The organism is Nostoc favosum CHAB5714 (assembly GCF_020829495.1).
In the GTDB taxonomy this organism is placed as follows: domain Bacteria; phylum Cyanobacteriota; class Cyanobacteriia; order Cyanobacteriales; family Nostocaceae; genus Nostoc; species Nostoc favosum.
This window is the reverse complement of the sequence record NZ_JAIVFQ010000148.1, coordinates 1-11,906: the sequence shown is the minus strand read 5'-3', so window position 1 is coordinate 11,906 and position 11,906 is coordinate 1. Positions and strand designations below refer to the sequence as shown.

Genomic DNA, 11,906 nt, shown 5'->3' with positions numbered 1-11,906 from the left:
ATTTGATGTTGTCAGTGAGCATCAAAACAGGGATTCCTATTCTAGAGATTTAGTCTAAGTGCGGAACTACCCGCACTTCCTACCTTCTAGGATGACTGGTACTTTATTTCTCCGCAAGTCCCTTACCACTTTCAAATAATTGCATCTGCTGGAACACCTGAATATAGCCAAATAGCAATAGAGAACGATTCTAATGAACAGATTTCAACATCACCAATCCGAACCCAATTCAAACCACGAGCAACACCCAGATCGCCAATACGCAAACTATCTAATCTTAGGCTACCTCTTTAGTAAACAGCTATCTGTAACTGACTTATCCGTCACAAGAGGCAGGGGAGCAAGGAGCAGGGAGCAGGGGAGAAGACTGGGAAGGAGCTTGTACTCCACCCCAGGAAGAGCGCCCTTCCAGGGCGGGGCTTGTCTGCGACACGCTACACGAACGTACCCATGCCCCGCAACGCTTGTCGCAGAGGAGAAGGGCTTACTCCCCCTGCTCCCTACCCCCTTCCCCTCTGCCTCTTCGGTGACAAAGCAACAATTCAAAAAGTCAAAGAGCGATCGCTATGGACTTTTCAATTGAGCAACTCAATTTATCAACGATTTCTCAAGCTTTAGGAATTAACTTAAACAGTTTGAAGTTATCTGATTTTGGGGTAATTGAGAAACAAACCATCCCGACTTTAGTAAAAGCTATCCCGACACTGAAAAATAAATCACCAGTCAGTATTAAAGCAATCTACGACACTTTCATACAACTTGGGGTTGCACCACAAGGCACAATTGGTAACTCTTTAAATAATCCGAAACTTCGCCGCGTTCAACTAGGAGAAGTAGTAGATTTATCAAAGTATCAACTTACTTCTATCCCTGGCATCCAAAATGCTTCAATTAATAAATTTGCTAACTGGCAAGATATTGTAATTCGTGAAGTTCCAGGGTTAAGAGATTTGCCATTTAGTGAATTTCCAAGCGTTCCCCAGCCTGACCTTTCATTCATTGGCAAAGTCGATTTAGTTCTACGAGATATTGAAGCCAATCGGGAACGCAGTATTTCAGGTAGTTACCAACAAGGGTTTAATGTCCCATGTATTCAAAGCAACTGCGCTCATGCTGAGATGTCAGGAGCCGGAAGAACCACTGGAGTCCAATGGATTTCAGGCAAAATTCAGAAGGTCAAAGGTGGCTTTGGAATCTTGAAAGCAGTGAACGGAGGAAAAGAACCAACAGGCCGTCATCCATTTGGCTCTGGCTTTAAGCAGGTGGTTTGGGATATCGATGAAAGCACAGGTGCAATGCAGACTACGATGTTTTTCCGTTTCTGCAAGACTATTCCTTTTGTTGGTCGGACTTGTACTCCCTATTTTATCGGGCCAGTGCCATTCATTACCTACCACGAAAAAGACCCAATTATCTTTGGAAACCCTTCTACTATTCCCTAATAAATAATGCTGAAACAAGTCTCAATCACAACTAATCGTGAACTGAAACAGTTACAAGATCCGAAAGATGATATTGGACAATACACTCATCACCTATTTACTCCCAATGGATTAACCCTAATTGCTATGTTGGGTGTTTATTTGTTAATGAAATTATTTTTGGGTGATGGTAGTAACAAGAAAAAACTTGCTAGTAGTTATTGGGGAGGTAGAAAAGAAATAGAGACAGCTAAGAAAAAAGCTCTCAAACAAATTAAATCTTCCAAATGCGATAGTGCTGCATTATGTATTGGGAAAAATTTTTATATTCCTGATATTCAAAGAGGAACCGCCGCTATTGGCGCACCAGGAAGTGGTAAAACTTACAGTGCTATTAACCCAATGATTTTTAATGCGATCTCATTTGGGTATCCAATACTACTTTACGATTTCAAGTATCCGTCTCAAGCCAAAATTGCAGCTTATGCTAAAAAGATGGGCGATGATTTACAATATATTGCTTTTATCGCTTATCGCGCCCGATATATTGAAGTTAATATAATTTTCAATCGAGTCCTCTCTAGCACTCAAATCATTGATTTAAAATGCTTGGGCGCTAAATGGATGCAATATGACATCCTCTATAAATCCTACACAGATATTATTAATATGGCTGATACCAAATTTTATCTGAAACCAGGGGTGTAGGGGGGCAGGGAGGTAGGGGAAGAAAAAGAATTATTTTTCAAGACTTCTTTGTTTCACATTGCTCAAGAAAGCTGCTCTGCTCGATAAAGCTCAAGAGCCTCCCATCTCCTTTGCTCCTCTGCTCCTCTGCTCCCCTGCCCTTCCGCCCTCTACCCAAGAGTCCCTTTACACACTTAATTTTATGTTTGATGAACGTTCTTTAAATTTGATTACCAATCTAACAGTATTGGATCAAAGGGATTATGAAAGGACTGTTAAAATTTTAGATGCACTTATCCCAATTCTTGAAGCATCAGTAGAGCGTTTGCAGTATGAATGGGATCAATTAGCACACATTGAAATTGGGGATGATACATACGTCTTAAAACCCAATGAGGAAGGAGGATATACTTGGGAGAAAATTGATTATTTTGACAATGATTGGTACGAGGATGAGCCAGAGGTAGATGTAGATATTGGTGGTGAAGATGTAGTAAATTCTCCTTCACTAACGACTGAACAACCCCAACCAGAATCAGGAAAGTCCACTAACATTACTGTACAAGAGGTAAGCACATATACTTCCACTCCTAAAAATATTGATGAAGTACCTGTTATATCTAGCTCTCAACTGATATCGTCACCATCCACAAATACTAATATACAAGCAACTTCGCCATCTTCTCCTCCCGAACACATAGATCCACAACATTGGAAAGAACTTGTGGAGGACAGCGCGATTGATCCAGCCATAGCAAAGGTTAACTTCAAAAGCTTGCACCAAGACACAGTAGAGCAAGAACATCTTGCATGGGAATATCTCATGTACAGCCCAGATATTTCCCGCCGTAATGATGGACGGCTCCGAGATGGGGATTTAGCGCGATATCAGCACATTGAAAAGGGCGGTTGGTGGTGTGATGCTGGTGTAGATCCGCGCTCTTTTGTTAACTTGGAACCAGGGGATGCTCCCCAAGGCAAACTCTGGGGTTGCTACAAGCCGGATCAACCCAGATATGACAAAGAAAAACCTGATAAAAAGATTAAGTACGAACATCCACCGAAGACAAATCTGAGCATTTTCTTGCTAGAAGTACCTTCCAAGATTGCAAATAAAATCTACTCGAAAGCTGGGGTTAATCCAAACCAGAGCGATCGCCAATCTGGTTTCTGGTACTGCGTATGGAAATATAATATTCCAGTAGTTGTCACAGAAGGTGCTAAAAAAACTGCGGCTATTCTTAGTCAAGGAGATGCTGCCATCGGTTTACCAGGGATAAACGCTGGCTATCGCTCTTATGATCAGCAGCAAAATCCTATTACTCCTCGTTTACGTGAAGAATTTGCTGTATTCGCTACACAGGGACGTGATTTCAAAATTTGTTTTGACTATGAAACCAAGGCTAAGACCAAAAAAAATGTTGCTCATGCCATTGCTAGAACTGGAGAGTTATTAACTAATGCTGGCGCAAATGTCAGTGTAGTTTCATTACCAGGCCCAGAGAAAGGGGTTGATGATTTGATTGTCAATAGCACTGAGGCTTATCAAAAAGCTATCCGAGAAGCTGTACCATTAAAAGAGTGGCAACAGCAAAATCCTCCACCTGATTTAAGATTCACAATTTTTTTAAAAGATGGTAAAGAAATCAACCTTTATGAAAAACAAGCAGATGGTTCGGTTACATCTAATCCGGCTAATCTAGCTAGCGAAGAAATAATTAGCCTAACTCAAGGGCTTCGAGAAAATTTAGTACCATTAAAAAAGCATATTAAATCTCAAAATCCGATTAACGAATTTCAAGTCATCAATGATGATGCTCAAAATAAAGATAGTTTACCCAAGTATTGGGCAGAGCAACGTCAAGTACCAAATTATGCTCAAAATCTGCCGAGAAAACTTTTATTGCCATTCGAGAATAAACAAATAGCATTGGCTGCTAAAAAGTTGATTGAACAATATGGAAGTAAGGAGAATGACGGTAGCACCCTTTATAGAACCGAGGCTTTCAGTATTAGAAAATTTGGGAAAAAAATCAGCATTCATCGCGCTGTTGATGAAAACGAAAGTTACTTTAGTTTTCCATTAATGCAGTTTGAACTTGATAAAAAAGATAAAGTTGCAATTATTAAACCTCCTCTAAATATGCTGATTGTAGAGCGGCAAGAGTTCTTAAATATAAGGAAAGTGGATAAATTACCCTCATTCTATGAGGATGCTAAAACGCTGAAGCATCACTTGGGTTCTCTTGCACCTTTGGGAACTCAAAAGGTGATTAAGAATTTAGAGACTCAAGAAGTATCCCAATTGCTTACTACTATCTTGCAGACAGCAAACAGCAAGCATTTACAGATAGGAGAATACCGAATTAAGTCTGAACTTAATCAGCAAACTGGTCATTCATCTATTAAATTAATTAAGAAAGACAAATCTGAGCTAGAAAGAGTTGCTATAGAAATTAATCCGGCAAGTAATTCTGTTAAAATTATGAAACTCAGTGAGAGCGACCTAAATAATTTGAGGTTAATTGCTAAAAGAGTACATCTAGAATATTCAGAACGAATACAACAGGGGGAATCTGACAGCTATTCCCTACTAAATATCAATGAACCCAGTGCCAATACTACTGGTAAAAAACGGCACTCTAAGACTCAGAATCAACCTCGCAGTCTGGAACTTTAATTAGGTAAAGATATGCTAGAAAATAAGTCCTCAACATTAGATAAAATTCGAGAAGTTAATCCCGGAGGCGTTTCTGATAATATATTGATTTTCCGATTAAACCGAATCCTCACTGAAACTACAGGTCAGGCTTCTAGCTCTCTAGATTCTCCCACGCAGAAATCTCCTTCCGAATTCCCACAAACAGCCCGACAAGAATTAGGGAAATTATTAACTCAAGGTCAAGTTTCGCCAGAATCTAAACAGCAATTTAAACAGGAATATCTATCTTATTACTTGAACAAGTTTGGTCTAGAATCTCCGCAAAATACGCTAACCAAACAGCAAGGGACACTAGCTCAACTTGAACTTTTCAAACAGCGAATCCAAAGGGCAGAGCCAACTCAAAAACAATTTTTATCGGCCGCAAGTAAACAAATAAATACTCCAGAACAACAGAAAAAAACTTTTATCAAAACAATAGTAGATAATATTGTTACCAAGGGTAAAGAGCTTGGTAATCATATCCGTGGATACGATGTTAACGGGTATAAAACCCAGCTTCGGCTACAGGACAATAAACAAATTCTCAGCAATGACGCAGCTCTCGCATTTTACGCCTCGATCCCAGAGTCAGAAAAACTTGCAGGAGCCGCCGCCGCTTGGAACATCTGTGCATCTCGCCAGGATGAACTCGAAGTTGCAAGAAAAGAAAACGCAAACCCCCAAGCGATCGCTAAAAAAGTCTCTAATTTTGCCTTCGCTGCTTTCCCCAATGAGATTATCTCTCGCTTAGATAAATTGCAATTTACCGAACCGAAGTTAGTCACACTTTTGCATGAAGCGAATCAATTTTTGGGTCGAGACTGGAACAAGGATGATTTGCACCCGATAGAAATTAGGGCTAGCCACCACCCAGTTGGGCATGAGCGCCATGTTTCCAGGCTAATGTTTGTCCAGGATAGTGACGGCGAATATAAGGAATTCGCCATGCTTTCAACCAGAACCGCACAGCTTCCCATTGGTACAAAAGCGCTCTCTTGTATGGTTGGGATAGAACCTGCTACTGCCAAAGCAACTATTGGACTACCAGGAAACGAGCCGATTGAAATTACTATCCGTGAACTCAAGAACTTCTCTTATGCAGAACTTGTTTTTAACGCCGAACCCGTAAACTTAGAATTTGGCACTGTGCCGGTTCCTGATAAAACAGTAAAAATCAAACTTGATGGCAAAACTCTGGGTGAGTTAGACAGTGATTCTGTCCAACAGTTGAAACAAATTGATTACCTGAAAAATGGTAATCCCCTAAAATTAAAGCTCACGTCAATCTCTGAGACAGGAGATCAAGCTTTTGTCCTGGGTGAATCTCCCAATGGGAATCTCCTCAAAATTAATAAAATTAACTTTTATGATTTTTCTGGTCAGACATTCGATGATTTGGATTACCGAAAACTGACTATCGATTTGCCACCCTTAAAAACTAGAGATGCCGTGTTTTTAAATGGTGCTCCCTTGGGGGTATTACATTTCAAGAAAGACAAAGACGCGCTCAGACAACTTGGGCTACTCAAAACTGGGCAACTTACCCCAGCACCCACGATCCTTGAAAGTAATTTCTCTGTTATTTGCGCTCAAATTGACCCTAATACCGTTGAATATCCTCAGAAATGGACGAAGGAATTTCAGGCTTTTGGGACTCAATCAGTTAACCCTCAACAACAGGAGATGATTGATAGTAGTACGAAAATTCTACATCATATTAAAGAGCGTGCTACTTTCTTATTTTCTACCCAAGAAAACAAAAAACTTGGAATCATGGGCTTGGCTGTTGATAACCAGAAAGCTGATACTGTGACTAAATGGTTAACTGCTCAAAAAGTTGAATGGAAACAAGTACCAACAGAAGATGTTATCAGGGAAACTAAAAAAGGTCTAGCGGTATTTAACTTGGTTGATAGCTCCATCCCTGCCAAAACTTTGTCGAGCATGACCAAGAAATTCGGGGCTGTGATTGAATCAACACAAGAGTATCAGCAAAAAGTTGGCTCCCTTGCTACACGACCGCAGTTTTTGAAACCACCAAAACAAACAGCACAATCCCCACCTAACCAATCTATAACTCCATTACTCTCCACTACTCTTTCTACACCAGACATTAGTAATAGTGTGAAAACCGAACCTCTAGGTGTAGAGAAGCCCCCGACAGTCACTATTGATGATTTGAGAAATTGGTATAATGCCGCCGATAAGTTAGGGAAGTCGGAAAATTACAAAAAACGCATTGTAGAAGTGGCTAATGGGTTTAAAGCTGGTGAGCAATTATCAGCCCAAGCTTTGACAGTAATGAATCAAGATACATTTGAGCTTGAAGCCATCAGTCGGCTGAGTCAAATTGCTCAAAGGATTGGCATGGTCTGGGGTAAGTCTAATGAAAATGGCACTCAAGTCCAAGGAAAGATTTATGACTTGGCTTTCAATACCCAGCAGAGAGATTTAACTATTTTGCAGAAAAATGGGGAGGTAATTTTAAACTTGCAATCTGGTCAGGTAGAGACTAATAAACTAACTCCACAGATATTGCAAACTTTTGAGGATGCTAATACTCAAATTGATAAAATATTAGCTAAATCTCAAACACAACAAATAGACATACAAAGATAGATTTATCCTAAAATAGCCTTTTTTAGGCAATATAAAAGGAGAACAACGCTATGGAAACGGCTAATTTAGAGCAAGCACAGGTTTCTTATAATCAAGGTCTAGCACATCTAAAGTCAGGTAATTTAGATGCAGTTATTAAGTGCTTTAGAGAGGCATTACTACTTAATCCTAATTTTGCTGAAGTTCACAATACTATAGGACTAATTTAGTTTCAAATCGAAAAATATGAGAATGCAATTCAGCTTTTCGATAACGCATTAGCAATGAATCCGAATTTTGCTGAAGCTTATAATAATCGAGGATTAGCTCGCTCAAAAATATGTCATAAGTCAGAATACTCCCTTCCTTATTGAAGATTACACTAAAGCCATCGCTCTGAATCCAAATTTAGTTCAAGCTTATTTAAACCGAGCTTATACCTATAAAAATCTAACCGATGATAATCTAGCAGCGATAGAGGATTACAATCATGTACTTTCGCTTGAACCAAACTGTTTATCAGCTTATATAAGTAGGGGAAATATTTATTTGTTGTCTGGGGAATTAGAAAAATCCCTCTTTGATTTAGAAAAAGCATTATCTCTAGATGCTGATTGTGCAGAAGCATACTGTGGACGAGGGACAGCCAGATTTCGTCTGGGCGATCTTGAAGGTGCTAAAAAAGATTTATTTAAAGCGTTTGATTTATATGAGACGCAAGGAAATATGATTTACTGTACTTTTACTCGAAGTTTGATTATGGAGCTTTTCCGAGATCATGAAGTTTACAAAGATTTGTTTGGGGTTGAAAGCGGGATAGTCAAATCGAAAAAGTAGCCACTTTTATCGAGTGGCTACAAATTTTATCCAAGAATCTGAATCACAGCAGCTAAAATTGGCGGTGCTTTATCGTTAGTTGGAATGAATACCCGCTTATTAAGCACAAGACTTACTAATTCTTGTGGACTTAAAAGCTTATTCTTTGATCTCAAGGCTCGTAATTAAGTACGAAGCAAATACAAAAGGTTTTAAAAAGGAATGTGAATTTCTTCATTTTCCAACATCGTGGGGGGACTGAAGTTTGAAGGGGTATTTAAGTCTTGGACTAATTTATAGTTGTCTGGATGCCAGCAAGTATCACTCAAGGAATTATTTAGCCACTCTTTTAGGTGACTTTGCAATTCGGAATTATTCTCAATGAACTGCTTTTCTTCAATTGTCCAAACTCTTTCAATCGCGTCAGAGACAGCTTCAAAAATGGAGTCTTCTAATTGTTTTTGATTCATCTGGATGTATCGGTTCAAGAATTTTCACTTTCTTTTTCGCAAAGCGATCGCTCTTAAAGTGGCGCTTGAGCCATTGCACAGAAACTTGTGTAAAATAGAGACAAAAAGGGAACTTTACGCTAGCACTGTAAGCCATTCATCCCAGATTATTCAATTTTAAGAGCGATCGCTCGGTGGTGAGGGGGATTTAAGCAACAGATACCGTTGTCGAGTACCTTGAGAAACAATAGATTCACAGCTAATGGAATGGTGTAGAGTTTTTAGAATAGAGGGAGGAAACTAGAAAATACTATGACAAACACACCAAACCAACCAAGCCGATTAGAACTTATCGAAGCAATTTTAGTCAGAGTAGCGACACAGCAAGAGGTTAATACAGCCGCTATAGCTGGGCTAACTGCAAAACAGGAAGTAAATACTAATGCCATTTCAGAGCTAACTGTCAAGTTAGAAAATCTTAGTGATAACGTGAATGAACTAACTGAAAATACCAACAGAGTTTTAGGTCGTAGCGCTGTACTGGATGATGTGTTACTTGAATTACGTGATAGTCATGAACAACACCAAATAAATTTTGAATTACATCAGCAGAACTTTGATGAACATCAAAGAACTACAAACGCGGCGCTACATAGTTTAGAGGCTATATTGTTACAGCTTTTAAGAATATTTCCACAACAATAAAAACTGCTAACTGTAAGCTTTTAAGACAGTTATACTCCAAAATATAGTTTATTTTTTGATTTTTCTTGTAAAGGAGGCAACAGAAATGCAACTTTTCGTTTATATCATTGAATCATTACGACCAGAAGATATTAGAAATCGTAAAAATTTGGCGTTAGGTCAGGTGTTAGCACAATCTCTAGATTTTATGGATATTGATTGTCAATATATTTATGTAAATAGTAAAAATGAGTTTGTTAATGCAATTACTTCAAACCTTTATGAGACTTGTTTGAATAAGAAATCATTTCCTATTCTTCATTTTAGTATGCACGGTAATGAACACTGTATAGAGTTTTCTAATGGTGAATTTATAACTTGGGCAGAGTTGAGAGAAAGACTATCTTTCTTAATAAAATTAATGTCAAATGATTTAATTATTTGTATGTGTACTTGTTATGGTTTTTCGGGATGTCGAATGGCTATGAATATTGATGATGAAGAAACTTTTGGTATCTTAATAGGTAATGATAATCAATTAGGATTTAATGAAGGTTTAATAGCTTATCAAACTTTTTATTATCAGTTATTAAAAGGTAGTACAATTCCGAATTCAGTTGAAGTAATGAAAATCGCATCAACAGATAATAATTTTAGATATATTTCAGGTATTGATGCTAAAAAAGGTTATTTAGACTATATTAGAAACCAGGCTTATGAATTAGCTAAAATTAGGATTGAACAAGCCAAAAATCAATTTAGTCAAATGTATTTTTTAGGTGATTTCTCGAATCAATAATCTATCTTGTAATATCAGCTTTAAGCACAGACACCGAATAAAGAAAAAATATACATTTAGGTTAATATCTTTCCTTTTCCGTTGCCGCTAATGGCATACTGTGCCAAATACGCTAAATATACAGTTACTTAGTCCAATGCTCGATTACGTCAGTGCAGGAATTGCGTTTTACTTCACTTTGCTTCCCGTACAAGAGTGGATATTGGAATTCCGCCTCGGTTATCTCGGTCGCTACTGGAGCCTGATAAGTGTTGCTGGCTTATTCATTGGCTTTTTGCTCTGTGTGCTGATTTTTGTGCCATTGATTATTAACATGACATTAGATCCGTTCAGATATCCAGATCATTTGGTGATGAGCGCGATTGCTGCGGTGATTTTTGGTGCAATACTCTGGCTGGGGCAGTGGCTAATTCTCCGCCAGACTGAGATGACACCAAGAATTTTTGCACTCATCAATACAATAGTTGGAATTTCTGTCTTTTCTGTGCTGGTGTGGTTCAATCAAAAAAGTTTGCAGTGGAGCGGTGGCCCGATTGAAGGCTGGAAAATCGGACTCATCTTTCTAGTCGGTGGTACAGTTACCGGAGCGGCGACGGGTAAGGCTTTGGATTTTTACTGTGGACGAGTTGAGCAGCGATTAATCAAACTTGAGAGGGAGAGGGTAGAGCAAGAAACCCAAGAGCGAGAAAGGCTGAAAAGAGAGCGGTTGGAAAAGGAAAAACTAGAACAAGAAATCCTAGAAGCAGAGATGGCAGAGCCCAAAAGGATACAGCAAGAGGCGGCTCAAGAGGAAGAACGCCTCTGGTACGAACAACACGGGAAAGACTATGCAGATTATGAATATGACGAGGAAGAGGAGGAAGAATAACTTTGTGCTGACATGAACGACCGTAAGCGATCGCGGATGAATTAGCTCTCACTGATAGAATGGCACAGGCTAATTCCCCTTCTTTACCGTTGCCAACTTCCTTTAACGGTTACAAATCAAAATCAAGGCTGAATGTTTCCCCTGAAGAATCTTCTTCTTTCTCCTGTGCAAATGGAGTTGGAGTCCAAGAGGTGAGTTGGTTATCTTCAGTATTAATAGGAGTGAAAGCTACTTGTTGTGTGGGAAATGCACCCTTTCTGAAAGCAAAATAACAATCAATGATAAAGTAAAGCGTCTCTAGGTAACTTTTACCTAGTTGCTGTGATTCGGCAAATATCCGCTCTCGGTAGCTATCTTTGATCCGAACTTTTTCTGGAGTTAAGTCAAGTTTGTCTGCCATTGCGATCACTTAATAGATGTAGATGCTGGATTCTTGCTGCTAATGGTTTTCGCCATTTCTAGAAGCCCAAAGACATTAGTTTCCACCGGATTGTCCAAAATTTTGAAACCGTTCTTCTCTAAAAGCTTCTTGAACCCTGGTAAAAGGCAACCTCCACCAATCGCCCAGATTTCATCCCCCTGGTGCTTGGCATCAAATGTCAGATTCACCGCTTTCTTCAAGTATTTTTCATACCAATCTTTCAAACAAGTACTGTATATATCTTTGATATCGATGTCACGGCTGTATCGGGTATGCCCCATCTCTAAACAAAATCGGATTTTGGATGGGTCTCCGATTTTTCCGCCATTCAAATGTTTCATTTTTTGGGAGATATCATCGATGAGAACTTCCACACCGATGGGGTAGGCGGTGTGAACTTCTCGCTGACCCCGGTTATAACGAGAATACAAAGTCGTACCATTGCCAAAGTCTAAAATG

General features: G+C 39.1%; 13 protein-coding genes and 2 pseudogenes. 11 read left to right on the top strand and 4 right to left on the bottom strand.

Features of this window, described 5'->3' with window-relative positions:
- Positions 1-131 precede the first annotated feature (131 nt).
- The gene (locus LC586_RS40995) at positions 132-266 is read right to left on the bottom strand and encodes a hypothetical protein (RefSeq protein WP_267921797.1); all 135 of its coding nucleotides are present in this window, start codon (positions 264-266) and stop codon (positions 132-134) included.
- A 300-nt stretch (positions 267-566) separates the two neighbouring features.
- Between LC586_RS40995 and LC586_RS37455 the strand changes: the two genes are divergently transcribed.
- The 8 genes and pseudogenes from LC586_RS37455 (at position 567) to LC586_RS37430 (ending at position 8,247) form a co-directional block, all read left to right on the top strand.
- Positions 567-1,442, top strand: a complete 876-nt coding sequence (locus tag LC586_RS37455) for a hypothetical protein (RefSeq protein ID WP_229490752.1) — start codon at positions 567-569, stop codon at positions 1,440-1,442.
- Positions 1,443-1,448: 6 nt separating this feature from the next.
- Positions 1,449-2,129 (top strand): hypothetical protein, encoded by a 681-nt coding sequence (locus tag LC586_RS37450; RefSeq protein WP_306423343.1) that lies wholly within the window; start codon positions 1,449-1,451, stop codon positions 2,127-2,129.
- 181 nt (positions 2,130-2,310) lie between these two features.
- Positions 2,311-4,788 (top strand): DUF3854 domain-containing protein, encoded by a 2,478-nt coding sequence (locus tag LC586_RS37445; protein ID WP_229490750.1) that lies wholly within the window; start codon positions 2,311-2,313, stop codon positions 4,786-4,788.
- A gap of 12 nt (positions 4,789-4,800) precedes the next feature.
- Positions 4,801-7,431 (top strand): hypothetical protein, encoded by a 2,631-nt coding sequence (locus LC586_RS37440; RefSeq protein WP_229490749.1) that lies wholly within the window; start codon positions 4,801-4,803, stop codon positions 7,429-7,431.
- 50 nt (positions 7,432-7,481) lie between these two features.
- Positions 7,482-7,640, top strand: a complete 159-nt coding sequence (locus LC586_RS37435; RefSeq protein ID WP_229490747.1) for a tetratricopeptide repeat protein — start codon at positions 7,482-7,484, stop codon at positions 7,638-7,640.
- A 6-nt stretch (positions 7,641-7,646) separates the two neighbouring features.
- Complete coding sequence (locus LC586_RS42285) at positions 7,647-7,784, top strand: tetratricopeptide repeat protein (protein WP_369010553.1); 138 nt, start codon at positions 7,647-7,649, stop codon at positions 7,782-7,784.
- A pseudogene (locus tag LC586_RS42280) lies at positions 7,756-7,881 on the top strand (tetratricopeptide repeat protein); the annotation flags it as partial. The gene LC586_RS42285 and the pseudogene LC586_RS42280, both read left to right, overlap by 29 nt.
- 78 nt (positions 7,882-7,959) lie before the next feature.
- Positions 7,960-8,247, top strand: coding sequence for a tetratricopeptide repeat protein (locus LC586_RS37430; RefSeq protein ID WP_229490745.1), 288 nt, complete (start codon positions 7,960-7,962; stop codon positions 8,245-8,247).
- A gap of 191 nt (positions 8,248-8,438) precedes the next feature.
- On the opposite strand, the gene LC586_RS37425 is transcribed toward LC586_RS37430, so the two are convergent.
- Complete coding sequence (locus LC586_RS37425) at positions 8,439-8,696, bottom strand: hypothetical protein (RefSeq protein ID WP_229490743.1); 258 nt, start codon at positions 8,694-8,696, stop codon at positions 8,439-8,441.
- Positions 8,697-8,987: 291 nt separating this feature from the next.
- Here LC586_RS37425 and LC586_RS37420 point away from each other — a divergent pair, with 291 nt between their 5' ends.
- The 3 genes from LC586_RS37420 to LC586_RS37410 all read left to right on the top strand — a co-directional run bounded on the left by LC586_RS37420 (position 8,988) and on the right by LC586_RS37410 (position 11,026).
- A complete protein-coding gene (locus tag LC586_RS37420) occupies positions 8,988-9,380 on the top strand; it encodes a hypothetical protein (protein WP_229490741.1) in 393 nt (130 codons plus the stop codon).
- Positions 9,381-9,465: 85 nt separating this feature from the next.
- Complete coding sequence (locus LC586_RS37415; protein WP_229490739.1) at positions 9,466-10,158, top strand: hypothetical protein; 693 nt, start codon at positions 9,466-9,468, stop codon at positions 10,156-10,158.
- A 136-nt stretch (positions 10,159-10,294) separates the two neighbouring features.
- Positions 10,295-11,026, top strand: coding sequence for a hypothetical protein (locus tag LC586_RS37410; protein WP_229490737.1), 732 nt, complete (start codon positions 10,295-10,297; stop codon positions 11,024-11,026).
- A 109-nt stretch (positions 11,027-11,135) separates the two neighbouring features.
- Here the strand turns inward: LC586_RS37410 and LC586_RS37405 are convergent, their stop codons facing one another.
- Together LC586_RS37405 and LC586_RS37400 are read right to left on the bottom strand one after the other, a co-directional pair.
- The gene (locus tag LC586_RS37405; RefSeq protein WP_229490736.1) at positions 11,136-11,426 is read right to left on the bottom strand and encodes a hypothetical protein; all 291 of its coding nucleotides are present in this window, start codon (positions 11,424-11,426) and stop codon (positions 11,136-11,138) included.
- A 5-nt stretch (positions 11,427-11,431) separates the two neighbouring features.
- A pseudogene (locus LC586_RS37400) lies at positions 11,432-11,906 on the bottom strand (ParM/StbA family protein); the annotation flags it as partial.

Excerpts from the sequence above, each read along its gene's own strand:
- LC586_RS37455 (WP_229490752.1), top strand. The coding sequence starts at position 567 with ATGGACTTTTCAATTGAGCAACTCAATTTATCAACGATTTCTCAAGCT.
- LC586_RS37450 (WP_306423343.1), top strand. The coding sequence starts at position 1,449 with ATGCTGAAACAAGTCTCAATCACAACTAATCGTGAACTGAAACAGTTA.
- LC586_RS37445 (WP_229490750.1), top strand. The coding sequence starts at position 2,311 with ATGTTTGATGAACGTTCTTTAAATTTGATTACCAATCTAACAGTATTG.
- LC586_RS37440 (WP_229490749.1), top strand. The coding sequence starts at position 4,801 with ATGCTAGAAAATAAGTCCTCAACATTAGATAAAATTCGAGAAGTTAAT.
- LC586_RS37435 (WP_229490747.1), top strand. The coding sequence starts at position 7,482 with ATGGAAACGGCTAATTTAGAGCAAGCACAGGTTTCTTATAATCAAGGT.
- LC586_RS37425 (WP_229490743.1), bottom strand. The coding sequence starts at position 8,696 with ATGAATCAAAAACAATTAGAAGACTCCATTTTTGAAGCTGTCTCTGAC.
- LC586_RS37420 (WP_229490741.1), top strand. The coding sequence starts at position 8,988 with ATGACAAACACACCAAACCAACCAAGCCGATTAGAACTTATCGAAGCA.
- LC586_RS37415 (WP_229490739.1), top strand. The coding sequence starts at position 9,466 with ATGCAACTTTTCGTTTATATCATTGAATCATTACGACCAGAAGATATT.
- LC586_RS37410 (WP_229490737.1), top strand. The coding sequence starts at position 10,295 with ATGCTCGATTACGTCAGTGCAGGAATTGCGTTTTACTTCACTTTGCTT.
- LC586_RS37405 (WP_229490736.1), bottom strand. The coding sequence starts at position 11,426 with ATGGCAGACAAACTTGACTTAACTCCAGAAAAAGTTCGGATCAAAGAT.